At 45.0% G+C, this 25,732-nt stretch carries 23 protein-coding genes and 5 tRNA genes; 27 read left to right on the top strand and 1 reads right to left on the bottom strand.

What is annotated here, in order from left to right; translation table 11 throughout:
* Positions 1 to 165 precede the first annotated feature (165 nt).
* From aspS to HMPREF9124_RS05435, 24 genes are all read left to right on the top strand, one after another.
* Positions 166 to 1,971 (top strand): aspartate--tRNA ligase, encoded by a 1,806-nt coding sequence (aspS, locus tag HMPREF9124_RS05320; RefSeq protein WP_009429938.1) that lies wholly within the window; start codon positions 166 to 168, stop codon positions 1,969 to 1,971.
* On the top strand, positions 1,964 to 2,611 hold the full coding sequence (locus HMPREF9124_RS05325; RefSeq protein WP_009428204.1) for a DUF1700 domain-containing protein: 648 nt from the start codon (positions 1,964 to 1,966) through the stop codon (positions 2,609 to 2,611). Before aspS ends, HMPREF9124_RS05325 begins: the two co-directional genes overlap by 8 nt.
* 113 nt (positions 2,612 to 2,724) lie before the next feature.
* On the top strand, positions 2,725 to 3,879 hold the full coding sequence (locus HMPREF9124_RS05330; protein ID WP_009428585.1) for a THUMP domain-containing class I SAM-dependent RNA methyltransferase: 1,155 nt from the start codon (positions 2,725 to 2,727) through the stop codon (positions 3,877 to 3,879).
* 9 nt (positions 3,880 to 3,888) lie between these two features.
* Positions 3,889 to 5,082, top strand: coding sequence for an RdgB/HAM1 family non-canonical purine NTP pyrophosphatase (gene rdgB / locus HMPREF9124_RS05335; protein ID WP_009429257.1), 1,194 nt, complete (start codon positions 3,889 to 3,891; stop codon positions 5,080 to 5,082).
* Positions 5,083 to 5,186: 104 nt separating this feature from the next.
* Positions 5,187 to 5,260, top strand: a tRNA-Arg gene (locus HMPREF9124_RS05340).
* A gap of 18 nt (positions 5,261 to 5,278) precedes the next feature.
* Positions 5,279 to 5,352, top strand: a tRNA-His gene (locus HMPREF9124_RS05345).
* Positions 5,353 to 5,429: 77 nt separating this feature from the next.
* Positions 5,430 to 5,501, top strand: a tRNA-Gln gene (locus HMPREF9124_RS05350).
* Between the two features lie 4 nt (positions 5,502 to 5,505).
* A tRNA-Lys gene (locus tag HMPREF9124_RS05355) sits at positions 5,506 to 5,578 on the top strand.
* 21 nt (positions 5,579 to 5,599) lie between these two features.
* A tRNA-Leu gene (locus HMPREF9124_RS05360) sits at positions 5,600 to 5,679 on the top strand.
* A gap of 208 nt (positions 5,680 to 5,887) precedes the next feature.
* Positions 5,888 to 6,589: a purine-nucleoside phosphorylase gene (gene deoD / locus HMPREF9124_RS05365; RefSeq protein ID WP_009428369.1), complete on the top strand. Its 702-nt coding sequence runs from the start codon at positions 5,888 to 5,890 to the stop codon at positions 6,587 to 6,589.
* A 29-nt stretch (positions 6,590 to 6,618) separates the two neighbouring features.
* A complete protein-coding gene (gene udp, locus HMPREF9124_RS05370; protein WP_009428866.1) occupies positions 6,619 to 7,395 on the top strand; it encodes a uridine phosphorylase in 777 nt (258 codons plus the stop codon).
* Positions 7,396 to 7,453: 58 nt separating this feature from the next.
* Positions 7,454 to 8,650 (top strand): phosphopentomutase, encoded by a 1,197-nt coding sequence (locus tag HMPREF9124_RS05375; RefSeq protein WP_009429769.1) that lies wholly within the window; start codon positions 7,454 to 7,456, stop codon positions 8,648 to 8,650.
* Between the two features lie 39 nt (positions 8,651 to 8,689).
* On the top strand, positions 8,690 to 9,187 hold the full coding sequence (locus HMPREF9124_RS05380) for a nucleoside deaminase (RefSeq protein WP_009427892.1): 498 nt from the start codon (positions 8,690 to 8,692) through the stop codon (positions 9,185 to 9,187).
* Between the two features lie 30 nt (positions 9,188 to 9,217).
* A complete protein-coding gene (locus HMPREF9124_RS05385; RefSeq protein WP_009428079.1) occupies positions 9,218 to 9,979 on the top strand; it encodes a thiamine diphosphokinase in 762 nt (253 codons plus the stop codon).
* Positions 9,980 to 10,419: 440 nt separating this feature from the next.
* Positions 10,420 to 11,664 (top strand): AI-2E family transporter, encoded by a 1,245-nt coding sequence (locus tag HMPREF9124_RS05390; protein ID WP_009428530.1) that lies wholly within the window; start codon positions 10,420 to 10,422, stop codon positions 11,662 to 11,664.
* Positions 11,665 to 11,860: 196 nt separating this feature from the next.
* Positions 11,861 to 12,409, top strand: a complete 549-nt coding sequence (locus HMPREF9124_RS05395) for an SEC-C metal-binding domain-containing protein (RefSeq protein ID WP_009429309.1) — start codon at positions 11,861 to 11,863, stop codon at positions 12,407 to 12,409.
* Positions 12,402 to 13,280: an Hsp33 family molecular chaperone HslO gene (gene hslO, locus HMPREF9124_RS05400; RefSeq protein WP_009429279.1), complete on the top strand. Its 879-nt coding sequence runs from the start codon at positions 12,402 to 12,404 to the stop codon at positions 13,278 to 13,280. Before HMPREF9124_RS05395 ends, hslO begins: the two co-directional genes overlap by 8 nt.
* 132 nt (positions 13,281 to 13,412) lie before the next feature.
* On the top strand, positions 13,413 to 13,610 hold the full coding sequence (locus tag HMPREF9124_RS05405; RefSeq protein ID WP_009536535.1) for a cold-shock protein: 198 nt from the start codon (positions 13,413 to 13,415) through the stop codon (positions 13,608 to 13,610).
* A gap of 296 nt (positions 13,611 to 13,906) precedes the next feature.
* Positions 13,907 to 14,419 (top strand): Gx transporter family protein, encoded by a 513-nt coding sequence (locus HMPREF9124_RS05410; RefSeq protein WP_009429046.1) that lies wholly within the window; start codon positions 13,907 to 13,909, stop codon positions 14,417 to 14,419.
* Between the two features lie 170 nt (positions 14,420 to 14,589).
* Entirely contained in the window at positions 14,590 to 17,436 is a 2,847-nt protein-coding gene (gene uvrA / locus HMPREF9124_RS05415) for an excinuclease ABC subunit UvrA (protein WP_009427795.1), read from the top strand.
* A 94-nt stretch (positions 17,437 to 17,530) separates the two neighbouring features.
* Complete coding sequence (locus HMPREF9124_RS05420) at positions 17,531 to 17,950, top strand: HIT family protein (RefSeq protein ID WP_009429485.1); 420 nt, start codon at positions 17,531 to 17,533, stop codon at positions 17,948 to 17,950.
* A complete protein-coding gene (locus HMPREF9124_RS05425; protein ID WP_009429331.1) occupies positions 17,943 to 19,019 on the top strand; it encodes an undecaprenyldiphospho-muramoylpentapeptide beta-N-acetylglucosaminyltransferase in 1,077 nt (358 codons plus the stop codon). Before HMPREF9124_RS05420 ends, HMPREF9124_RS05425 begins: the two co-directional genes overlap by 8 nt.
* A gap of 21 nt (positions 19,020 to 19,040) precedes the next feature.
* Positions 19,041 to 19,733: a 5'-methylthioadenosine/adenosylhomocysteine nucleosidase gene (locus tag HMPREF9124_RS05430; protein ID WP_009428624.1), complete on the top strand. Its 693-nt coding sequence runs from the start codon at positions 19,041 to 19,043 to the stop codon at positions 19,731 to 19,733.
* Between the two features lie 247 nt (positions 19,734 to 19,980).
* A complete protein-coding gene (locus HMPREF9124_RS05435) occupies positions 19,981 to 21,318 on the top strand; it encodes a glucose-6-phosphate isomerase (RefSeq protein WP_036598011.1) in 1,338 nt (445 codons plus the stop codon).
* A gap of 153 nt (positions 21,319 to 21,471) precedes the next feature.
* On the opposite strand, the gene HMPREF9124_RS05440 is transcribed toward HMPREF9124_RS05435, so the two are convergent.
* Positions 21,472 to 21,735, bottom strand: coding sequence for a hypothetical protein (locus tag HMPREF9124_RS05440; protein WP_009429227.1), 264 nt, complete (start codon positions 21,733 to 21,735; stop codon positions 21,472 to 21,474).
* 293 nt (positions 21,736 to 22,028) lie between these two features.
* Here HMPREF9124_RS05440 and HMPREF9124_RS05445 point away from each other — a divergent pair, with 293 nt between their 5' ends.
* From HMPREF9124_RS05445 to argF, 3 genes are all read left to right on the top strand, one after another.
* A complete protein-coding gene (locus HMPREF9124_RS05445; protein ID WP_036597656.1) occupies positions 22,029 to 23,129 on the top strand; it encodes a hypothetical protein in 1,101 nt (366 codons plus the stop codon).
* Between the two features lie 344 nt (positions 23,130 to 23,473).
* On the top strand, positions 23,474 to 24,703 hold the full coding sequence (arcA, locus tag HMPREF9124_RS05450; protein ID WP_009429667.1) for an arginine deiminase: 1,230 nt from the start codon (positions 23,474 to 23,476) through the stop codon (positions 24,701 to 24,703).
* Between the two features lie 33 nt (positions 24,704 to 24,736).
* Positions 24,737 to 25,729: an ornithine carbamoyltransferase gene (gene argF / locus HMPREF9124_RS05455; RefSeq protein ID WP_009429874.1), complete on the top strand. Its 993-nt coding sequence runs from the start codon at positions 24,737 to 24,739 to the stop codon at positions 25,727 to 25,729.
* The last annotated feature ends 3 nt before the right edge of the window (positions 25,730 to 25,732 follow it).

The following is a 25,732-nucleotide window of genomic DNA, read 5'->3' on the forward strand; positions in this document are numbered from 1 at the left end:
AAGTCCTTCAGTAAAAAGAAAGTGAAAGAACTGTGCACGATAAGCAAGTGCTTAGCTTAAGAAAAAGCCAAAGATAAGCAAGCGCTACTATAGTATTGACAAAAGAATAAAATAGAATTTTAGAATAAAAAGACTATATAGGACGGAAAAGAAAAGAGGGAAATTATGGCAGAGTCAATGAAAGGTTTACACAGAACGGCCAGATGCGCCGAGCTGGGAGAGAGCTATATCGGAAAAACGGTTTGTATGATGGGCTGGGTACAGAAGTCCAGAAATAAAGGCGGTCTTATTTTTACCGATCTTCGTGATCGCTCCGGTATTTTGCAAATTCTTTTTGAAGAACAGGAATGCGGGAAAGAGGTTTTTGAGAAGGCTAGTGAGTTAAGACAGGAGTATGTCATTGCCGTAGAGGGAGAAGTGAGAAGCCGTGGTAAGGACAGTAATGCGGCACTTTCTACCGGTTCCATTGAACTTGTGGCAAAGAGCCTTCGTATCCTTGCGGAAGCGGAGACCCCTCCTTTCCCGATTGAAGCGGATTCCAAGACTAAGGAGGATCTCCGTCTAAAGTATCGCTATCTTGACCTTAGAAGACCGGACCTTGCAAAGAAAATCATGACCCGTGCCAGACTTTCTCAGCTGATTCGTCACTTCCTTTCCGAGGAAGGCTTTTTGGAGATAGAAACCCCGACTCTCATTAAGTCCACCCCGGAGGGAGCAAGAGACTTCCTTGTGCCGTCCAGACTGCACAGAGGTGCCTTCTATGCACTTCCCCAGTCTCCGCAGCTTTTAAAGCAGCTTCTTATGGTTTCCGGAATGGATCGTTATTTTCAGCTTGCAAGATGCTATAGAGACGAGGATCTAAGAGCGGACAGACAGCCGGAGTTTACTCAGGTGGATATGGAGCTTTCTTTTGTGGATATCGAAGATGTACTGGAGGTAAATGAGCGCCTTTTAAAGTATATCTTTAAGGAAGTTTGCAATGTGGATATTGCCCTTCCGCTGCAGAGGATGACTTGGGACTATGCGATGAATCACTATGGCTCCGATAAGCCGGATCTTCGCTTTGATATGCCTCTTATTGAGCTTACGGAGGCGGTAAAGGACTGCGGATTTTCCGTATTTTCCGACTGTGCAAAGGCCGGCGGAACAGTAAAGGGTATTTTGGTAAAGGGTCAGGCGGAGATGCCCAGAAAGAAGCTGGATTCCTATGTGGAGCTGGTTAAGGGCTATCACGCAAAAGGGCTTGCCTGGTACGGCGTACATGAAGACGGTACGGTAAAGTCTTCCTTTGCAAAGTTCCTTTCGGAAGAGGATGCAAAGAGGCTTGTAGAAGCATCGGGATTTGAAAAGGGGGATCTCCTTCTCCTCGTTTCCGACTTAAAGAGAAATGTGGTTTGGGATTCCTTGGGAGCGCTGAGACTTGCGCTTGGAAAGGAACTCGACTTAATTGATAAGACACAGTGGAAGTTCCTTTGGGTTACGGAGTTCCCGATGTTCGAGTATTCCGAAGAGCTGGGACGCTATCAAGCTATGCACCATCCTTTTACCATGCCGATGGAAGAGGATTTGCATTATCTGGACACGGATCTTTCGAAGATTCGTGCCAAGGCTTACGACATTGTTTTAAACGGGACAGAGCTTGGAGGCGGCTCCGTGCGAATTCACCAGAGTGATGTGCAGGAGAAGATGCTGGAGAAGCTCGGCTTTACACCGGAGAGAGCGAATGAGCAGTTCGGCTTCTTAATGCAGGCCTTCCGATACGGAGTACCTCCCCATGCCGGGCTTGCGTACGGCTTAGATCGCCTTGCGATGTGGATGGTCGGTGCGGAAACGATTCGTGATGTGATTGCCTTCCCGAAGGGTAAGGACGGATCGGATGCCATGATGGATGCCCCTGCTGAGGTATTTGACCCGCAGCAGCTTCTGGATTTGAATATTGCTGTCATAGCCGAGGAAGAAAAGAGTGAATAAAAAGGAATTTTTACAGGCTTTAAGAGGGGAGCTTATCAATTCAGTTTCAGGACAGATTATTGAGGAACAGCTCCGGTTTTATAGTGAGTATATTGATACGGAGGTGGGGAAGGGAAGAGGAGAGGAGGAGGTAGTAGCCGAGCTCTCCGCTCCGAATCTCTTAGCAAGAAGTATTATTGAAGCCGCCGATGCGGGAGGAGACCGTGTGGCAAGAACCACACCCTTCCGCTATGAGGAGAAAGACATCAACTATGCTTCGGATGAAGAAGACCTGCGTTATCAGGGAACGGCTTCCGAAAAAGACAGGTTCGACTCCGAAACGGAAAGCCTTCGCTACGAAAGGCGAGAGAGCAGTTCGAATGGAAGCGGAAATTACAGTAGAAATACAGCTTATGGAGACAGTGGCAACGGCGGATACGGTAATAGCAGCTACGGCAACAACAGAGAAAGCCACGGTTACAGGCCCTATATTCCGGTAAGCAGTACCGGTTGCCTCCTTTTCACCATCGTTGTGATTGCACTTTTGGTGCTGGTGGTGTTGGTTTTTGTGGGAATTCTGTCTTTCCTTGCACCGATCCTTTTCCCGGTGCTCTGTATTGCTGTGATTTTATGGTTGCTTTCGGGGATATTGAATCGATAAAGGGCAGTTCAGCTCATGGATGGAAATGCTCTTTTTCGACTGATTCATAACGAGTATTGTACGCAAGGCGTGCGATATCTCGTTTTATCATTGTGAAGCGATAAAGGAGAAAAATGCAAAGATTTGAATTGATTGTACCCTGTCATTTTGGACTGGAGTCCATTTGCAAAAAGGAAATCCATGACCTCGGTTACGAGGTTTCTTCCGTGAGCGATGGAAAGGTGCAATTTATCGGGGACGCGGAAGCCATCGTGCGGGCCAATATTTTCCTGCGCACAGGAGAAAGGGTACTTTTGAAAGTCGGCTCTTTTCATGCGGAGAGCTATGAGGACCTCTTTCAGGGCACAAAGGCCCTTCCTTTAGAGGACTTCCTTCCTGTCGATGCTTCCTTTTGGGTCACGAAGGCCAGCTCCGTAAAATCCAAGCTTTTTTCCCCGAGAGACATTCAGGCGGTGATGAAGAAGGCGATGGTAGACAGGCTTGCCTCCATTTATCATCAAACTACGTTTTCGGAGCACGGAGCAAAGTACCCCTTTCGTGTTTCTCTCTATAAAGATGAGGTTTTGGTTTGCCTCGATACGAGCGGAGAGTCTTTGCATAAGAGAGGGTACCGTTTGAAAATGGGAAAGGCACCCATTAAGGAAACTCTTGCGGCAGCTCTGATTCTTCTCAGTAAGTGGCGGGATGATGCCCCCTTTGTAGATCCGATGTGCGGTGCCGGAACCTTTCCGATTGAGGCGGCTATGATTGCGGCCAATATTGCGCCGGGCATGGAACGGAGTTTTACGGCGGAGGAATGGGCGAATCTCATTCCGAAGAAGGAATGGTACAGCGCACTGGAAGAAGCGGAAGACAATATTGACCGGCATTTATTGGAAACGAAGGAAAACAGCTTTGGAAAAATGGTGGATATTCAGGGCTATGATATTGATCCCGCGATGATTCCCGTTTGCAGAGAAAATGCGGAAAGAGCGGGGGTGGCAAATCTCATCCATTTTCAGGAAAGAGAAGTGGCAAAACTGTCGCACAGTAAGAAGCATGGTTACATTCTGACGAACCCGCCTTACGGGGAGAGAATCGAGGATAAGCGAAATCTTCCCTTACTCTATACAGAGCTTAGAGAGGCCTTTGAGGGGCTTTCCGAGTGGCAGCTTTGTCTGATTACAGCCTATGAACAGGCGGAAAAATACCTCGGTAAGGCAGATAAAAACAGAAAAATCTATAACGGAATGATGAAGACATACTTTTACCAGTACAAAGGGAAATAGGAGTGTAAAATGCGGATTATCTTTGCGACGCATAATGAAGATAAGTTACGGGAAATCCGGGAAATCATGCGGGAATTTCCGGGGGAAATCAAAAGCAAGAAAGAAATCGGAGAATTGGGGGATGTTGTGGAAAACGGCAGCTCCTTTTTGGAAAATGCCGAGATCAAAGCACGTGACTTATATGAAAAGCTGAAAGGGAAGGGGCTTCTACAGGATGGAGATATCGTGATGGCGGACGACTCCGGCCTTTCCATTGAGGCGCTTTCCTATGGTCCCGGAATTTATTCTGCGCGCTTTTTGGGGGAAAACACAGCGTATTCGGAGAAGAATAAACGGATTCTTGCCATGCTTAAGGAGGCTTCCAATAAGAGTCGCTATGCTTACTATACCTGTGCAATCGTGGCGATTCTTTCCGACGGGAAGACTTTAAAAACGGAAGCCCGTTGCGAGGGAGAAATAGCAGAGGAAATAAGAGGAGAGGGGGGATTCGGCTATGATCCCATCTTCTTTATTCCGGAATGCGGTAAGATGGCTGCAGAACTTTCCGAGGAAGAGAAGAATCGCGTCTCTCACAGGGGAAAAGCGCTTCGGAAAATGGTGCGTATCCTGAAGGAAGAAAGTGCACATTTAGAGGGAAAACAAGCTTCGGAAGACAAGAAGGAAGGAAAGCCGAAGGATGATTCGAAGAAAGCGCAGGAGACCGTTTCCGAAGAAGAAAAAAAGATTCTTGTGGTGTCTGACAATCACAGAAAGCTGGAAACGCTGTTTCAATTAATCGATGCCAATCCGGATATCAGCTGTTTTCTGCATTTAGGGGACAGTGAGGGGGGAGAGGAAGAGATTCGTGCTCGTTTGCCGAAGAAATGTGACAGCTATTTTGTGCAGGGAAATAATGATTTTTTCGCCTATTTGCCGAAAGAGGCGGAAATCAGACTGGGAAAGGAAAGACTTTTTCTTACACACGGTCACCTTTACGGAGTGAATTTTGATTTACAAAGACTGGCAGACGAGGCAAAGGACAGAAATTGCAGTATGGCTCTTTTCGGGCATACGCATAAGCCTTGTCAACGTACGGTGAACGGCGTACTGTGTATTAATCCCGGATCCATCAGTTTTCCGAGGCAGGATAACAGAAGGCAAAGTTATGCCATGTTTTATTTGGATAAGAAGGGGAATCTTCGAACGGAACTCCGCTATATTTAAGATGGATTGGATAATCTGCATTTTTACGATTCTTTTGACCAAAAAATTCTTGACAAACAAATTGAAATTCGCTACTATAAACGAGTCGCACATGATGCGTTTACGATTCAGTAGCTCAGCTGGATAGAGCAACGGCCTTCTAAGCCGTGGGTCGGGGGTTCGAATCCCTTCTGGATCATTTTGCGAGAATAGCATGGTGGCCATAGCGTAGTTGGTTATCGCGCCAGATTGTGGTTCTGGAGGTCCCGGGTTCGACTCCCGGTGGCCACCCTTTTTTTTGAGAAGGGTTTTTATTTTCCCTTATCTCGCAATATTGGAGGGTGGCAGCTCTGGCACTCACCAGCCTTAGGGCCATCGCCAAGCGGTAAGGCACAGGCCTTTGACGCCTGCAGTCGTTGGTTCGAATCCAACTGGCCCTGTTATGAGACACTAGCTCAGTCGGTAGAGCACTTGACTTTTAATCAAGTTGTCGCGGGTTCGATTCCCGCGTGTCTCATTCCTTTTTTTTAAGGGACATGCGGATGTGGCGGAATTGGCAGACGCGCCAGATTTAGGTTCTGGTGGGCGACCGTGCAGGTTCAAGTCCTGTCATCCGCAGTAAGAAAATAGAGATGTTTATCTTGAACGAGTAAAACTCCTTTCGAGTTTACTCGCTATTTTTTTGTAATTTTATCTTTCTTAAGCACCTCGGCCATAGACTTTTTCACACTTAGCCTTTATGCTAAGTAAAGCATCTTGTAGTTTGTGCGGAGAGAGAAAAAGTCGAAAAAAATGGATAATTTTCTAAAGAAAAAAGGAGAGGACTATGGGAACAGCACACAATAAGGCGGAAGTAGGAGACATTGCAAAAACGGTTTTGATGCCCGGAGATCCCTTGCGGGCTAAATATATTGCGGAAACCTATTTAACAGAGGTGAAGTGCTTTAATTCCGTACGAAATATGCTTGGCTTTACCGGAAAATACAACGGGAAAGAAATCTCCGTTATGGGAAGCGGAATGGGAATGCCTTCTATCGGCATTTATTCCTATGAGCTTTATCAGTTTTACAATGTGGAAAGTATTATTCGTATCGGTTCTGCAGGTGCTTTGCATGAGGATATTGATTTGAAAGATCTTGTATTTGCGCAGGGGGCATGTACGGATTCCCGTTTTGCCTACCAATATGAATTGCCGGGCAGTTTTGCTCCGATTGCGGATTTTTCTTTATTGGAAAAGGCGGTATCGGAGGCACGTGCTTTGGGAACCCGTTTTAAGGTGGGCAATGTGGTTTCTTCCGATATTTTCTATAATGTTTATCCGGAGGCGGCAAAGAAGTGGGCCGGCATGGGGGTCCTCTGTGTAGAAATGGAGGCTGCAGCGCTCTATATGAATGCGGCCAAACTCCATAAGAAGGCACTGGCCATTCTTTCTATTTCCGATCACATCCTGAAGGGAACGGAACTCAGTCCGGAAGAAAGACAGACCGGTTTTTCCGAAATGATGGAAATAGCATTAAAACTGGCATAGTGTGATTTGCTTCAGAAAAGGAGGAGTCCATGATTAATTATTCGGAAGATGACAGATGCTATCATATCGGAGTCAGACCGGGAGAAGTAGGAAAGTATATTATTTTACCGGGCGATCCGAAGCGTTGTGCAAAGATTGCACAGTATTTTGATAATCCTGTGCAGGTTGCGGACAACAGGGAATACATAACGATTACCGGGACCTTACTTGGAGAGAAAGTCAGTGTATGCTCCACAGGAATCGGTGGTCCCTCCGCCTCCATCGCCTTGGAAGAACTCAGTCAGTGCGGAGGAGAGGCCTTTGTGCGTGTAGGTACAGCGGGAGGAATGGATCTTGCCGTGGAATCCGGTGACCTGGTTATTGCGGAATCCGCTGTTCGCATGGAAGGAACTTCCAGAGAATATGCCCCGCAAGAATGGCCTGCCACTGCAGACTTTTTTGTGACAAAGGAGTTGTATGAAGCGGCGGAACGTCTCGGCTTCAGAAATCATGTGGGCGTAGTGCAGTGTAAGGATGCTTTTTACGGGCAACATAAACCGGAAGATTTGCCTGTTTCCGGGGAATTGCTGGAAAAGTGGCAGGCCTGGTTGAAACTCGGCTGTAAGGCGTCGGAGATGGAAAGCGCGGCACTTTTTACAGTGGGTGCCTATCTGAAGAAGAAAATCGGAACCGTACTGTTTATCGTGTCCAATCAGGAGCGAGTGAAGGCCGGCTTGTCCAATCCGATTTATCATGATACGGATAAAGCGATACAAGTTGCGGTAGAGGCCATTAAGGAAATGATTCGTAAAGAAAGAAAAGGATAGGAAGAATCCGGATGCATACCGTTCTTAGAGAGAGTCAGGGAAACGGGAAAGGAAGATTATGAAATTTAAAAGAGTATTTTTAATTGTTTTGGATTCTTTGGGAATCGGAAACGGAAGAGATGCCGCGCATTTTGGCGATAGCGGATCGGATACATGGGGACATATTGCGGAAAAGATGGAAAATTTCTCTATTCCGAATTTGCAAAAGATGGGAATCGGGAATTTTAAAAAATTGAAAGGTGTTTCTCCGGTAGAGCACCCTACTGCGAAGTTCTTCCGACTCAATGAGGCCAGTAGCGGCAAGGATACGATGACCGGACACTGGGAGATGATGGGGATTAAAACAGAGATTCCTTTTGTTACCTTTACGGAAACCGGCTTTCCGAAGGAACTGATTGACGAGTTGGAAAGACGAACAGGCAGAAAGGTTATCGGAAATAAATCTGCTTCCGGGACAGCGATTCTGGATGAATTGGGAGAAGAGCAAATCAAGACCGGAGCTATGATAGTTTATACCTCCGCAGATTCCGTTTTGCAGATTGCGGCTCCCGAAGACGAGAGATACTTCGGTTTACAGGAGCTTTACCGTTGCTGTGAAATTGCAAGAGAAATATGTATGAAACCGGAATGGAAGGTGGGCAGAATTATCGCCAGACCCTATGTGGGAGAAAAAGCGGGAGAATTCAAAAGAACCGCAAATCGGCATGACTTGGCGGTGAAGCCTCCTCAGGATACCGTTTTAAATGCCTTGGAGAAGGCCGGTTTCACGGTCTTTTCCATTGGAAAGATTGCAGATATATTTGACAATGAAGGGATTACCGAGGCGGAGCATTCCAAGTCTTCGGTACATGGGATGGAGCAGTGCATTGCGGCGGCTGAAAATAAAGATTTTAAAGGACTCTGTTTTGTGAATTTGGTGGATTTTGATGCGATATACGGACATAGAAGAGATCCTGTCGGATATGGAGAGGAAATTCAGCGTTTTGATGAGAAACTGGGAAAACTCTTGTCCGTGATAAAAGAGGATGATTTGGTGCTTCTCACGGCTGACCATGGAAACGATCCTACCTTCAGCGGAACGGACCACACCAGGGAGCAGGTACCGCTTATAGCCTATTATAAGGGGATAAAGAGCGGAGAAGGAAAAGAGCAGGAGAGCTTCGGCGTAATCGGAGCAAGCATTGCGGAGAATTTTTCCGTAAAAATGCCGGACGGTTTGGTTGGAGAATCCGTACTATCCGAAATCATAAATTAGTGTCAAGATGAGAAGTATGTCTGAAAAAACAAGGAATACATGGCTTTAGCCTTAGAACTTGCAAAACAAGCGGCAGAGAACGGAGATGTTCCGATAGGGGCGGTCATTGTTTATGACGGCTTGAAGGAGGATTCCCCTATGGGAAGACTCTGTAAGGAAAAAGGCATTCAGACGGGAGACATTCTCGGAACCGGATTTAACCAAAGAAATTTGCTGGGAAATGCCTTGAGTCATGCCGAGATTCTTGCAATAGAGGAAGCCTGCAAGAAAATAGGGGACTGGAGACTGGAAGATTGTACGCTTTACGTCAATCTGGAGCCTTGTCCGATGTGTGCGGGAGCCATTTTACAGGCACGGATTCCCAGGCTGCAAATGGCGATTCGAAATCCTAAGGCGGGATTCTGCGGTTCCGTTATGAATATCCTGCAGATGAAAGAATTGAATCACCGCGTAGAGATAAGCGAAGGCTTGGAATCGGAAGAGGCACGAGCTTTGCTGCAAGGTTTTTTTATAAAGCTAAGACTGAAGGAAGAATAAGCGGGAATCAAAAAGGAAAAGGAAGGTCGGATGAGGGAAGTATTTGCAAAGCAAAAAGAGAAAAGAGCCATTCTTATTGCGGCGGGAAGCTTCTACGGGCTTCCTTTTTCCGTGACGGAAAGTGATCTTGTGATTGCCATAGACGGAGGGATGAAGTACTGTGAAGAAGAGGGAATCAAGCCGGACTTGCTTCTGGGAGATTTTGATTCTTACCCATTCGGAGAAGAGGGAGTGCTGCTTTCTTCAGCCGACCCCAAAAATCTTTCCGACGGAGCTATAGGGCAGGAGCAAGAGCAATACGTCATATTCGGACAAAGTTCTTTAACAAGGAAAGATTACAATTCTGCGGTCATCCGCTTACCGAGAATTAAAAATGAGACGGACCTTCATGCGGCAATTCAGGTGGCTTTGGAACAGGGAGTTCGGGAAATTCATATTTTCGGTGGACTCGGAGGATCAAGAATGGACCATAGCTATGCGGCTTTACAAAGCCTGGCTTATTTGACCGCTTCGGGTGCGGAGGGATATCTGTACGGAGAAAAACAGGTTTTTACGGCTCTGAAGAACGGAACAAAAACATTTTCCAAAGAATATAAAGGCTATTTTTCCGCCTTTTCTTTTACGGAGGAGTCCAAGGGAGTGACGGAAAAAGGATTCAAGTATCTGGTGGAAAACGTCAGCTTATTTAGTACCGAACCGGTTGGAGTCAGCAATGAATTTATTGGAAAAGAGGCGGAGATTTCGGTAGAAAACGGAATCTTGATTTTATGCTACGAAGTCTTGCAAGCATAAATAGCCTTTGCTATAATTTATAACGAGTGTCGTGCGCAAAGCGTGCGATATCTCGTGCATAACGAGTATCGTGTGCAGAGCGTGCGATATCTCGTTTAGGCGAGCGGACAAGACTTGGAAAAGTTTTTTGTATCGTTTTACACAGACTTTGCTGGGGCGTTCGAGGCCACACAATTTGAACCTACAAATATGACATACGGGATTCCAAGATTTGTGATAAGGAAAGCAAGCCTTCCGTCCGCGGTAAAGGATCCTTGAGATATCCGTGAGGTTACCCACCTGGCAATCAGCTAGGAGTCAAACGTGTGGTACGGCGCTTCGGTAGTCTGTTTTATATCCTGTACTTATGCTTCATATCAGTGGATGTGGAGCTTTTTTTATAAGATGCTGCTTCGTAAGTGTTCGAAATAAAATTTGTTTTGAGAATAAGGGACAGAAAAATGAAACATGAAGAGTGGAAAGAGCAGATAAAATGGGGACTGACCGCCTTTTCAGTATTGGCGGCGGTTTCTTTAGTTTACATTGTGGCAAGTAACTTCTATCTTGTAGAACAGAATTTTGCCATATTTTTACAGATTTTAATGCCTATTATTTACGGTGCGGTTTTAGCGTATTTGATGAGTCCCGTATATAATGTTGTGGTTTCCGTTTTAGGAAAAGCATATCATTCCCTCTTTCGTAAGGAGGCTTCTCATCGTTTCTTGGGATTTTTCGGAACCGTAGCGAGTCTTTTGTTTCTTTTTCTTTTAACCAGCGGCTTAGTTTCCATGCTGATTCCGGAACTGACGAAATCGGTTCTGAGTCTGTACTTCAGTCTTCCGGATACCATTAATCGTTCCTACAACAATTTGACGGTTATTCTGGAAAAATTTCCCGACATTAGGCCCTATGTGGAAAAAACCTATGAAGAAGTCAGCCGATTTTTTGTTGGAACGACGGATAGTACACAAACCATTTTCTCCCATTTGCAAAATCTGGCGACCTTCTTTACAAACGGAATCTGGAGTACTCTGACGATTGTAAAAAATATCCTGATCGGACTCATTGTTATGGTCTATCTTTTAAATATGAAGGATCTTTTGAGGCGGCAGTTCAGAAAACTCCTCTTTGCTCTTTTTTCCCGGAAGAAGGCAAAGGAAATTATTGAAGAACTGCAATATGTACATCGTGTTTTCGGAGGATTTATTCTGGGAAAAATCATAGATAGTGCGATTATCGGAGTGATTACCTTTTTCGTTTTGAGCATCATGAAGATGCCCTATACTTTGCTGGTTTCCGTAATTGTGGGAGTCACCAATGTCATTCCGTTTTTTGGTCCTTTTATCGGTGCGATTCCCTGCTTTTTCCTGATTTTACTCACCAGTCCTGTGCAGAGTCTTTATTTTGCGATAACCATCCTTATCATTCAGCAGATTGACGGAAATATTATCGGGCCGAAAGTTCTCGGGGATTCAACCGGCTTATCCAGCTTTTGGGTGCTTTTTTCCATCCTCTTATTCGGCGGTCTGTTCGGCTTTGTGGGAATGATTATTGCGGTTCCTTTCTGGGCGGTTATTTTAAATACGCTGCGTCGTTCTGCAGATAAGCGTTTACGGAAAAAGGCGTTGCCCGTTTCTTCTGCCGAATATGAGGATTTTGAAAAAATGGCAAAAGAAGTTTCTCCGGAAAAAGTTCATGGAGAATAGGAGTCGGGAATTGTAAAAAAGTTTTAAGTCCGTTATAATGATACGGTTTACACGGAGCATTGCGGCTTGTACGGTATATGCTCGATATAGGCAGGATGGATGAGGCTTAAGCTTTTCCGCTTGTAAAAAAGAAAAAGGACAGATAGAAGAATGCTTTCCATTCTTTAAAGAGTCTATAAGAAACGGAGAAAAAGAGATGGCAACATTATTAGAAAATTGGAGAAATGCAGCGTACGGGAACGGATTAAACAAGAATGAACAGGAAGCACTTTGGCAGAAGTATTTTACCTTGGAGAAGGGCTTCTACGAGAAAGTGCTTTCCGATCCGAAGAAGGTTTATGAAGGGAGCGTTAAGGAGCTTGCCGAGCAGTTCGGGATTGAAGAGTTTATTTTCGTGGGCATTCTGGACGGCATTGATGAGTCCCTTGCCGGTTTCCACAATCCGATTGACAGCATGGATGAGAATACAACGGTAAAAATTCAGGTTGATCCGGAGAAACTGTACTACAACATGGTGGAAGCAAAGGCTTCCTGGCTCTATGACCTTCCGCAGTGGAACGACATCTTATCCGAGGAGAGAAGAAAAGAACTGTACAAGGAGCAGAAGAAGTCCGGTACGGTTAGAAGAGAGGGAAAGAAGATTTACCCGAACGACCTTTGTCATTGCGGATCCGGGAAGAAGTACAAGAAGTGTTGCATGAGAAAGGACGAAGAAAGAGAAAAGGAACTTTCCGCAAATGAGTAGTAGAGATTATTTACTGAGAGCAACAGCGGCTGAGGGGCAGATTCGTGCTTTTGTTTGTTCGACCAGAGATACGGCGGAAGAGCAAAGAAAACTTCATAATACTTCACCGATAGCAACTGCGGCAATAGGAAGACTGATGAGTGCCGCGCTTATGATGGGAGTGGACTTGAAGGGAGAAAAGGACTTGATTACGCTTTCCGTTAAGGGAGACGGCCCGATGAAAAGTCTGGTTGCTACAGCAGATTCTCACGGCACAGTGAAGGCGACTTGTGCCAATCCCTATGTCATTTTACCGGCAAAGGCGAATGGACACTTAGATGTTGGGGGCGCAGTGGGAAAGGGATTTCTTTCCGTGATTCGCGACAATGGCCTGGGAGAACCTTATGTAGGACAGACCCAGCTCTTAAGCGGAGAAATTGCGGAGGATGTAAACGCCTATTTCAGTATCAGCGAACAGATTCCTTCCTCTGTAGGTTTGGGAGTATTGCTGAACAAGGAAAATACGGTGGAAGCCTCCGGAGGCTTTATCATTCAGCTTTTGCCTTTCGCCGAGGAAAGTTTACTGGATAAGCTGGAGGAAAAGCTGAAAACGGTACATTCGGTTACGGATCTGTTAAAGGACGGTCATACACCCGAAAGTCTTTTGGACTTCCTCTTAGGTGATTTTTCTCCTGAAATTCATGAAAAGCGAGAGCTTTCGTATTTCTGTAATTGTAGCAGGGAAAGAGTGGAGAAAGCTTTGATTTCGCTTGGAAAGAAGGAGATAGAGTCTCTGATTTCCGATCATAAAGCACAGGAAGTTCGTTGTGATTTTTGCAACAAACGCTATATTTTTACGGAAGCGGAATTGGAAGCGCTTTTGAAAAGATAAGAATATATGGGAAAATCCACCAAAACAGCATGGCATATAAAAGAATATTAGTTGACTATGATGAATTCGTATGCTATTCTTATTTTGTTGTAATCAATTTCGGTTACAATCGTTTTTTTGGAGGATATAGTAATGAAAGGTACAGTAAAGTGGTTTAATAACCAAAAGGGATACGGATTCATCTCTGATGAGACAGGAAAGGATGTATTCGTACACTACTCTGGTTTGTCCGGAGAAGGCTACAGGTCTTTAGAAGAAGGACAGGCTGTTGAGTTTGAAGTAGTTGATGGTGCTAAGGGACCTCAGGCTACCAATGTAGTAAAGCTTTAAGAGATACGATAAGCTTTGCGTACATGACTTGAGAAGTGCTGTGTACAGCCACGGATAGACAGACACAAAGCATCAATCATCTCACTTTCTCTTTAGTTTTGTACCGTATTGTAATATAGATTTCTTTCTTTCAGTGGACAGGATTGTTTCCTTTTAGAGAGAGACAGCATTGCAAGAAGTGGCAAGTTAAAAGAAAAGAAGCAGGACGGCGAGAAGCCGTCCTTTTTTTATTCGAAAAGACGTGGTACACTAGGGGCTGGCTATTTTGGAGGATGATTTCTTTACGGAGGAGGAAGATGGACAAAGGCACCAAGAAATTGACGGCTTACGCAATGTTGCTCGCGCTTTCCATGATTCTGGGTTATCTGGAATCGATGATTCCGACGCCTTTTCCGATTCCGGGAATCAAGCTGGGTCTTGCCAATATTGTCAATATCATCGGTCTCTTTTCGTTGGGTATACTGCCGACGGGAATCATCAGCTTTCTTCGCGTGCTGCTTCTGTCCATGCTCTTCGGAAACCTGATGACCTTAAGCTATTCCATGGCGGGATTTTTCCTGAGTTTTTTTGTGATGATTCTTGCGAAACAATGTTTCAAGTTATCCTTCATTTCCGTAAGCCTTTTGGGGGGGATTTTTCATAATATCGGACAAATCCTGATGGCGGCCTTTCTCCTCCGAAATCCTGTTCTTTTTGCCTATTTACCCTTGCTATTACTTGCCGGAACGGCAGCAGGAATCGTGATGGGAGTTTTGGCTTCTATAGTGGCGAAACGTCTGGGGAAATTTTTCAGAGAATTAAGAGGATAGCTTGTCAGAAGCAAGTTTCGGTGCTATTTTATAAAAGAACAAACGTTCCTATGAATAGATGTCTTTTCGTTCCGTCTTGCAGTGCTTGTTTCTGTATTCTGGCATTCGGGAAAGAGAAAGCATAAGGTGGAATACAAAAAATTAGAATAGAGATAGAAAAGGGGAAAATTTTGGAAAAAGGGCAAATTTTGGAAAAGAAGTGGATCAAAATTCGAGGTGCCAATGAGCACAATTTAAAGCATGTCAATCTGGATATTCCGAGAGATTCCCTGGTGGTGCTTACCGGACTTTCGGGTTCGGGAAAGTCCTCTCTTGCCTTCGATACGATTTATGCGGAGGGGCAGAGGCGTTATATGGAGTCGCTTTCCTCTTACGCGAGGCAGTTCCTCGGACAGATGGAAAAGCCGGATGTAGAGCTCATAGAAGGACTTTCTCCCGCGATTTCCATTGATCAGAAGTCGACAAACCGAAATCCGCGTTCCACGGTGGGAACCGTCACGGAAATCTACGATTATATGCGTCTTCTCTATGCAAGAGTGGGCGTGCCCCATTGTCCCGTGTGCGGACGAGAGATTAAGAAGCAGACCGTGGACGAGATGGTGGATCTCCTTATGAAGAAGGAGGAGGGAACAAAGATGCAGCTTTTTGCTCCGGTGGTACGGGGGAAAAAGGGTATGCATGAAAAGCTCCTGCAGAGCCTGCGCCGTTCCGGTTATGTTCGTGTACGAATTGACGGGAATCTCTATGAGCTCGAAGAGGAGATTTCCTTAGAGAAAAATATAAAGCATACGATTGAAGTCTTGGTGGATCGTCTGGTGGTGCGTAAGGGGATTGAAAAGAGGCTTACGGACTCGATTGAGCAGGTGCTCTCCCTTAGTAACGGCCTTCTTTTGGTAGACTTTTTAAATGGAGAAGAGCTTCAACTCTCTACGAATTTTGCCTGCCCCTTTGACGGCACAAGCATTGAAGAAATAGAGCCGAGAAGCTTCTCCTTCAACAACCCTTTCGGAGCCTGTCCGACCTGCTTCGGTATTGGCTATAAGATGGAATTTGACGTGAAGCTGATGATTCCGGATGAGAGCCTCTCCTTAAATGAGGGTGCGATTTCTGTACTGGGCTGGATGAACTCGAAGGATGAGGGAAGCTTCACCCATGCCATGCTTGTGGCCATGAGTGAGAAGTACGGCTTTTCTTTGGATACGCCCTTTCAGGAGCTTTCGGAAAAGGCAAAGGATCTCATCATAAACGGCACAAAGGGCGAGCGGGTGACAGTGCATTACCAGTCGCAGTACGGGAAGGGTGCAGTGCATCAGGTGGCGTTTGAGGGCTTACTTGCCAACATTGAACGCCGCTATAAGGAATGTTTTTCCGAGAAAATGAAGATAGAGTATGAGCAGTTTATGCGCATTACTCCCTGTCCGAGCTGCCACGGGGCGAGACTGAAGCCCTCATCCTTAGGCGTGACTGTCGGAGAGAAAAATATTCATGAAGCGACCATGCTTTCCATGGATGAGTTCTTTGACTGGATTAATTCTATTCGTTTAAAGCCTATGGAAGCGAAGATTGCGGAGCAGATTCTTCGGGAAATTAAGGCGCGATCCAGGTTTATGCTGGATGTCGGCTTAAATTACTTAAGCCTTGCCCGTTCCGCGGGAACACTTTCTGGAGGGGAGTCGCAGAGAATTCGTTTGGCGACCCAGATTGGATCGGGTCTTGTGGGGGTTGCCTATATTCTGGATGAGCCGAGCATCGGTCTTCACCAAAGGGACAACGATAAGCTGATTGCAACCTTAAAACGACTTCGTGACCTCGGAAACTCCGTTATCGTCGTAGAACATGATGAGGATACCATGCGGGAAGCGGATATGATCGTAGATATCGGTCCCGGTGCGGGAGAGCACGGAGGAGAGGTAGTTGCCGTGGGAACGGCGGAAGAAATCATTCAAAATCCGGCTTCCATAACGGGACAGTATCTAAGCGGGAAAAAGAAGATTCCACTCCCGAAAAGCAGAAGACCCCATACCCATACCTTGGATGTTTTCGGCGCGGAGGAGAACAATTTAAAGAATATCGATGTACAGATTCCGCTTTCGGTCTTTACCTGTGTGACCGGGGTTTCGGGTTCCGGAAAATCCTCCCTTGTAAATGAAATCGTGCACAAGTACTGCGCAAAAACTTTAAATAAGGCGAGATTGGTACCGGGTAAGTTCCGTAAAATCACGGGAACGGAGTACCTGGATAAGGTAATCGATATAGATCAAAGTCCGATTGGAAGGACGCCCCGTTCGAATCCGGCGACCTATACCGGGGTCTTTGACCTCATTCGTGACCTTTTTGCAAGTTCCAAGGATGCCAAAGAAAGGGGCTATAACAAGGGAAGGTTCTCCTTCAATGTAAAGGGCGGTCGTTGTGAAGCCTGCAGCGGAGACGGAATCGTAAAGATTGAAATGCACTTTCTGCCGGATGTCTATGTGCCCTGTGAGGTTTGCGGAGGGAAACGCTACAACAGGGAAACTCTGGAAGTAAAATACAAGGGAAAGAGTATCTATGATGTTTTAAACATGACGGTAGAAGAGGCATTGACATTTTTTGAAAATATTCCTAGCATTAGTCGTAAGATGCAGACTTTGATGGACGTGGGGCTTTCCTATATCCGTCTGGGACAGCCCAGTACCGAGCTTTCCGGAGGAGAGGCGCAGCGAATCAAGCTGGCTTCGGAGCTGAGCCGAAGAGGTACCGGAAAGACACTGTATATCTTGGATGAGCCGACTACGGGACTGCATTTTGAGGATGTACGGAAGCTCGTGGAAATGCTGCAAAGACTTGCCGACGGCGGAAATACCGTGCTGGTGATTGAGCATAATTTGGATGTCATTAAATGTGCTGATTATCTTATTGATATGGGACCGGAAGGGGGGGCCGGCGGCGGAACGGTGCTTTGCACCGGCACCCCGGAGGAAGTGGCAAAGAATCCGAAGTCCTATACCGGGCAGTACTTGCAGAAGTATTTACAGTAGTATTTACAGTAGTCTTTATAGTAGTATTTGCAGTAGTCTTTGTAGTAGATTTACTTGAAAACGGTAAAAATCCAGCTAGGATAAGGAGGCAAAAATGAGTGCGGATTGTATTTTCTGTAAGATTGCAAACGGGGAGATTCCCGCGAAGACGATTTATGAGGATGCGGATTTTCGTGTGATTTTGGATATTGCACCGGGCACACCCGGTCATGCTCTTATTTTACCGAAGAGCCACGGAGAGGATCTTTTTAGTCTGGATGATGCAGTGCTTCAGAAGGTTTTTCCTCTGGCAAAAAGAATGGCGAAGGCGATTATGAAGGCAACGGGGGCGAAGGGTTGCAATATCGTGCAGAATAACGGCGAAGTAGCCGGGCAGACCGTGCATCACTTTCATGTACATATTATTCCGCGTTTCGGGACGGAAGGAAATATTGTCTCTTGGAATCCTTCCGAATATGCTGATGGAGAAATGGAAGTTTTGCAGGAAAAGATGGTAAAGGAGCTTCATGGCTAAGATATTGTTAACCGGCGGAGGAACGGCGGGACATGTGACCGCGAACCTTGCCTTACTCGGGGAATTAAGAGAAAAGCATACAATTTATTACATGGGATCCAAGGACGGTATAGAGAAGGAACTGGCGGAAAAGGTAGGACTCCCTTACTTCGGGATTTCGACAGGAAAGCTTCGTCGCTATTTTTCTTTGCGGAATCTCACAGATCCTTTTCGGGTAATCAGTGGATTTTTTCAGGCAAGAAAGCAGATTAAGGCATGGAATATCAATCTGGTCTTTTCCAAGGGGGGCTTTGTGGCGGTACCGGTGATTTTCGCGGCGGCAAGCCTAGGAATCCCGATTATTTGCCATGAGTCGGATTTTACACCCGGACTGGCAAACAAGCTGACCATTCCTTTCACGAAGAAAATCTGCTGTAATTTCCAAGAAACGGTTTCTCTTCTCCCCAAGGGGAAGGCGGTTTGTACCGGTGCACCGATTAGAGAAGAGCTTTTACAGGGAAGCAGGGAAGAGGGCTTAAGGCTTTGCGGCTTCTCCGGAGAAAAGCCGGTGTTGATGGTGATTGGCGGAAGTCTGGGCTCCGTGGCAATCAACACTGCCGTTCGGGAGAATCTAAGAAAATTAGGGGAAAACTACGACATCATCCATATCTGCGGGAAGAAGAATGAGGACAAGTCTCTTTCCGATTTAGCGTATTACAGGCAGTTCCCTTATGTGAATCAGGAGCTTGCCGACCTCTATCAGGCGGCGGATTTTGTGATTTCCCGCGCCGGAGCGAATGTGATTTATGAGATTCTGGCCTTAAAAAAGCCGAACATCCTGATTCCTCTACCGAAAAAGGCTTCCAGAGGAGACCAGATATTAAATGCGGAGTCCTTCTCTGCACAGGGCTTTTCCATAGTTCTTCCTCAGGAAGAGCTGGAGGAGAATCCTTCGGTACTCTTGGACTGTCTTGAAAAACTTCATGAGGACAAGGAAAAGTATATTAAAGCGATGGAAACATCCAGAGAAAGAGACGGCCGAAAGAATGTGTTGGCTGTTATTCAGTCTGTTCTGGACAGCAAATCTTAGTATAGAGAAGGAGAAAAGAAAATGATTGGAATCATCGGTGCTATGGAGGAAGAGGTTGCCCACTTGGTTAAGCTCTGCGAAGAGCGGGAAGAAATTGTGCAAGGCCCCTATCATTTTTATAAGGGTAGACTCTCCGGAAAGGATGTGGTGCTGGTTCGTGCAGGGGTTGGGAAGTGCAATGCGGCAGCTTGTACGCAGGCCTTGATTGACCGCTTTCACCCGAGTTACATTTTTAATACGGGGATTGCCGGAGCGATTTCTCCGGAGGTGCATATCCTGGACCTTGTGATTTCAAGAGATGCCTTGCAGTACGATGTGGATGTGACTCGCTTTGACTATCCTCTCGGGAAGGTACCGGGCGATGAGAAAGTGGGATATGATGCGGATGCGCGCCTTTTGGAACTAGCTGTAGAGGTAAATCAGGAAATCAATCCGGAACACAATAGTTATATAGGACGGGTAGTTACCGGAGACCGCTTTGTATCCTCTCATGAAACAAAGGAGTATTTGAAGAAGACCTTTGATGCCGCATGCTGCGAAATGGAGGGAGCTGCCATAGCACAGATTGCCACGAAGAACGGCGTTCCTTTTGTGATTCTTCGTTTTATTTCCGATGAGGCCAATAATGAGGCAAGCATGGTGTACGAGGAATTTGAAGCAAAGGCCATAGAAAAAACGGTGGATTTTATGTTGGAGTTTTTGCGAAGAGTTTAATCTGCATCAGAATAAGATTTTGTGAAGGGTTTGGGCTGAATTAGAATAAGATTTTGCGAAGAGTTTGGGCTGAATTAGAATCCATTTTTGCTTTGGGATTTTAAAGTATTTTTAAGAAAAGATTTCTAAAACAGGGAAGAAAGACTTGCGTGTCCTCTTACCTGTTTTTATAATAACGGAAGTTGTTTGGAATTTTATTCTTTCTATAGAGGATGGCTTAGGATCGTTTTTAGAAAAGGAGAAGAATATGCTGAAGTTGGATTTATCGAAGGCAAGACAGTTTGTTTCCGAAGAGGAAATGGCGAATTTTAAGGCACAGACGCTCTTGGCAAAAGAGATTTTGCTGAAGGGAAGCGGCGCCGGAAATGATTTTCTCGGCTGGGTAGACCTTCCGGAGAATTACGATAAAGAGGAGTTTAAAAGAATTCAGGCTGCCGCAAAAAAGATTCAGGAGGATTCCGATGTTTTACTGGTTATCGGTATCGGCGGATCCTATCTTGGAGCCAGAGCAGCCAATGAATTTTTAAATCACAGCTTCTACAATGAGCTTCCGAAGGAAGAGAGAAAGACACCGGAGATTTACTATGTGGGAAACAATATTTCCTCCAAGTATATTTCCGATTTAAAGCAGGTTTTAAAGGGAAAGGATTTTTCTGTAAATATCATTTCCAAGTCCGGAACCACTACCGAGCCGGCCATTGCCTTCCGTGTGTTTAAGGCTATGCTGGAAGAAAAGTACGGAAAAGAGGGAGCGGCAAAGAGAATTTACGCGACAACCGATAAGGCAAGAGGGGCTTTAAAGAGCCTTGCCGATGAGATGGGCTATGAAGAATTTGTGGTACCCGATGACGTAGGAGGAAGATACTCCGTGCTGACTGCTGTCGGACTTCTTCCCATTGCCGTTACCGAGGCAAATATCTGTGAACTGATGGAGGGTGCCGCTTCCATGAGAAAGGCTCTTTTGGAGCAGGATTACGAAGTAAACCCGGCCTTGCAGTATGCTGCGGCAAGAAATATTATGCTTCGTAAGGATAAGAAGATTGAGATTTTTGTAAACTATGAGCCTTCCTGCCATTATATTTCCGAGTGGTGGAAGCAGCTCTACGGAGAGTCTGAAGGAAAGGATCAGAGAGGCATTTTCCCGGCTTCCGTAGACTTTACAACCGACCTGCACTCCATGGGACAGTTTATTCAGGAGGGAGCAAGACTGCACTTTGAGACGGTTTTAGAGGTCATGGAAAGTGCAGCGGAACTTGTACTGGAGAAAGAAGAGATCGATACGGACGGCATGAACTACCTTGCCGGAAAGACCGTGGATTTTGTGAATAAGGCGGCTATGCAGGGAACAATCCTGGCACATACGGACGGAAATGTACCGAACTTCCTCTTACAGATTGATAAGCAGTGTGAGAGAACGCTCGGAGAGCTTTTCTACTTCTTCGAGTTTGCCTGCGGTGTCTCCGCTTATATAAACGGCGTGAATCCTTTCAACCAGCCCGGTGTAGAGAGCTACAAGAGAAATATGTTTGCGCTTCTCGGAAAGCCCGGATATGAGGAACTCGCGAAGGAGTTGGCAAAGAAATAAAAACGAGGCTATAAGCCTTTCATGAGAATGAGATATCAGGGCTGGATTTTTAGATTTCAGTCTTGATGTAAAGCGAATATTTATAAAAATGGACTGCAAAAATCAAAAGATTGCATTTTAATGCTATGAAAGTTTTGATTTTTACAGTCCCTTTTATTCCTCAATCACCTGAATTTCCAATCCGTCAAAGTAAATCTCCTCCATAAAGGAGTCGGAAAGAAAAGTTGTTTTGGAACGGGTTTGAAATTCTCGAATTCTTGTCGGAAGCCAGATGGGGACCGGCAAATCAAAGTGATGACAGATTTCTTCCAGTGCGGTATAGACTTTTTTGGTTCTGTTTTCAGCTCCTTCCTGCCTGGAGACGCAGGAAGCCATCACTTTTCCGTTTTTCAGTATTTGTCCGCTTAATCGAAACATTAAAACCCCCGTATAAAATCATCTTGAAATCCATTTTTTTCCTTACGGGACAGTGTCACCGTATGGAAGCTTTCCAAGCTTAGTCTGAAAAAGTTTTTTTGTCAAAATAATTTCCGTATATCTTAGGTATTGAAAAATTATAATCAAAGAATTGTATTGCAGAAAACTTCTTACAAAAAGTGCTTTTCAGAGTTCATTGTAAGAGTCGGGAAAGTATGTTATAAGTAAAGAAAGATACAAAGATGAACGACAGATTTTTCAGAGAGAATAGAGAAGAAAGACGGAGGCCGAAAATGGGACTGGAAACAGAAAATCCTAAACTTTTTTTAGAACAGGCAAAGGCGGAATTAGAGAATTATCATGGAATACAGGATAGATTACAGGAATCTCTTGCCAAAGAAAAAGATGCGAAACAGGCATTTGAAAAAGACAGGGCTGCTGTTACGGAGAAAATAGAAAAGACAATCAAAGACAGGCAAAAAGAACTGGAACAGTCGTATGACCAAAAAATCAGTCAGAGTAGCGGAAAGATTAAAAAAGCACAAAGCGAAAGAGATGCGGCGAAAAATAAGGGAATAAAAGAGCGTATTGCGGACGAGAGTGCGCCGCTGAAGCAGGAAAATATCGAGCTAAAGAGGCAAATGCAGGGGATTTGCAAAAGAGAAGGCGCACCTCTTTTCATTGCGAGTAAATTCTTTGCCGTATTATATAAGCCGGTCAGTTTTGTGGAAGTGTTGATTTTGATTCTCTTATTTCTTCTGATTTTCGCAGCTCTACCCTTAGGACTGTATTTCTTTTTGTTGAAATCTAAGGGAATCTTATTTTTGGCAGGAATCTATTTGCTGGATATTTTGCTTTTCGGCGGACTGTATGTCTTCGTCGGAAACAGAACGGTAGGAAAATACAGAGAGGTGGTAAAGCAGAGTATTGCCATCCGTAAACGGATTTTAAGAAATAAGAAGTCTATGAAGGCATTAGCAAGGGAAATCAGAAAAGATTCCGATGAGGGCCATTATAATTTGACGGAGTATGATGATGAACTGGCTTGTTTGACGCAGGAAAGGAATGATTTTATCGCTCAGAAGCAGAATGCATTGCATAATTTTGAAACGGTAAGTCAGGAAATTATTCGTGATGAGATCGAAAATGCAGAGAGAGAGGGCTTGGAGGCCTTGAAGGCGGAATGGCAAAGAAATACGGAGGAGAGAATCAGTCTTGAAGCCGCAGAGCGGGAAACAACATTGAAGCTGTCCAAGGAGTTTGAACAGTATATCGGAAATAAACATATGAATGTTGAAGATTTACAGGCGATGATTCAGATTTTGGAGGAAGGAAAGGCCCAAAGTCTGACCGAGACAATCTTAAAACTGGAAGAGGGAGATAAAACCCTTTAAATCGGGATAAATAAAGTTTCGAAAAACCGTACCGTAAGAGGATGAATTTGCAAAGAATTGCAGAGTAAAGTCCGCTACAGTACGGTTTTTTCTGTTCTTACAGTAAGAAAATAGTTTCAATTCGTATAAATTTTGTAAAAAAATACAAAATATTTGGCACTCTATTACCATGGCTCTTAAATAATAAGATTACAATAAGAGAAAGTCTAAGTGTATTTTTTCATGTACATTTGGAAATATTATCAATGAAACCTTTTCAAGGTTAATGATTGATTTTTCACAATTTTAAATTAAGCGCGCAATTTCAAGTTGTGGGAATCAGTGGAATTAGAAGGAGGAAAATCATGTCCAACATTCATGTAACGAGTGAGATTAAAAAACTCAAAAAAGTTTTACTTCATAGGCCCGGTGATGAATTATTGAACTTAACCCCGGATACATTGGGAGAGTTATTGTTTGATGATATTCCGGATTTAGCGGAAGCACAGCTTGAGCATGATCGTTTTGCGAATATTTTAAGAGATAATGGTGTAGAGGTTGTATACCTTGAGGATTTGATGGCAGAAACTCTGAAGGCCCGACCGGAAATCAAGGAGCAGTTCCTGGATCAGTGGATTACCGAGTCCGGTGTTCACACAGAAGTATATCATAAGATTATCAAGAATTATTTAGAGAAGTTTAAGGATGAGAAGGAATTGGTTCTGAAGACCATGGCCGGTATCACCTTTGCCGAGCTTGGTGAGATTCATACCAATTTCCTGGTAGACCGCATTGCAACCGCTTCTCACCTTCTTGTTAATCCGATGCCGAACCTTTACTTCACACGTGATCCGTTTGCATCCGTAGGAAATGGTGCTGTAATCAACAGAATGTTCTCCGTAACCAGAAACCGTGAGACGATTTATGCGGATTACATCTTCAAGTATCATCCGGATTATGCAGGAAATGTGCCTGATCTTTATGGTCGTAACAACTACTTCCATATTGAGGGTGGAGACGTATTGAATGTAAATGAGAAATTACTCTTCATCGGAATGTCTCAGAGAACACAGCCTGAAGCGATTCAGGAACTTGCTATGAAGATGTTCTATGAGAACGAAGGCAATAAGATTGAGACCATTCTGGCATTTAATATTCCGGTTAGCCGTGCTTTCATGCATTTGGATACCGTATTTACACAGATTGATACCGATGCCTTTACCATCCACCCGGGAATCATGGGAACCTTACAGGTTTTCGCCATCACCAAGGATGCCGCAAAGCATGATGTAAAGATTGAAGAGCATACCGGAAAGCTGGAAGATATTCTCGCAAAGTTCATGGGACTTCCGAAGGTTCGTTTGTTCCCCTGCGGTGCCGGAGATGCACTTGCAGCAGAGAGAGAGCAGTGGAACGACGGTTCCAACACACTGTGTATCGCTCCCGGAACGGTTATCGTTTACAAGCGTAACTATGTAACCAACAAGTATCTGAAGGAGAACGGCTTCAACGTTCTGGAGCTTGAAGCATCGAACCTTTGTGTAGGACGTGGCGGCCCCAGATGTATGTCTATGCCGCTTGTTCGTGAAGATTAAAAATTGTATTAGAAGAGAGAGAGGGAAATTACTATGGGAGTTAATGTTAGAGGAAGAAGCTTTTTGACACTGTTGGACTTCACACCGGATGAAATCAGATATTTCTTGGAGCTTTCTGCCGAGTTCAAGAGATTAAAGGCAAACGGTGTTGATCACAGCTATTTGAAGGGAAAGCAGGTTGTTCTGCTTTTTGAGAAGACCTCCACAAGAACTCGTTGTGCATTTGAAGTTGGTGCTCGTGACCTGGGAATGGGCGTTACTTTCCTCGATTCCGGATCTTCTCAGATGGGAAAGAAAGAGTCTCTGGAAGATACCGCGAAGGTATTGGGCCGTATGTATGACGGTATTGAGTACCGCGGATTTGATCAGAAGGTTGTTGAAGACCTTGCAAAGTATTCCGGTGTTCCGGTATGGAACGGTTTGACCGACTTATATCATCCGACACAGATGCTTGCAGATATCCTTACCGTTAAGGAAGAGTTCGGTGATGTTAGAGGCCGTAAGTTAACTTTCTTCGGCGATGCTCGTAACAATGTTGCCAATTCCTTAATGGTTGTATGTGCTAAGCTCGGTATGCACTTCTGTGCTTGTGGACCGAAGGAGCTTATGCCGACTGATGATCTCGTTGCTAAGTGCAGAGAGGTTGCAAAGGATACCGGAGCTGAAATTGAACTTACCGATGATATCAAGATCGGTGCAAAGGATGCGGATGTCCTTTACACGGATATCTGGCTTTCCATGGGTGAGCCGGCAGAACTTTGGGAGAAGAGAATCAAGCTTCTTCGTCCGTATCAGGTAAACAAGGAGCTTATGGCTATGGCTAAGCCGACAGCTATTTTCTTACACTGCCTGCCTTCCTTCCATGACCGTAATACCACTGTCGGAGAGGACATCTACCAGAAGTACGGCTTAGAGGCAATGGAAGTTACCGATGACGTATTCCTTGGCAAGCACGCAAGACAGTTCCACGAGGCAGAGAATCGTATGCATACTATTAAGGCTGTAATGTATGCTACATTGAAGTAGGAG

This window comes from Oribacterium sp. oral taxon 108 str. F0425 (genome assembly GCF_000214455.1).
GTDB lineage: Bacteria > Bacillota > Clostridia > Lachnospirales > Lachnospiraceae > Oribacterium > Oribacterium asaccharolyticum.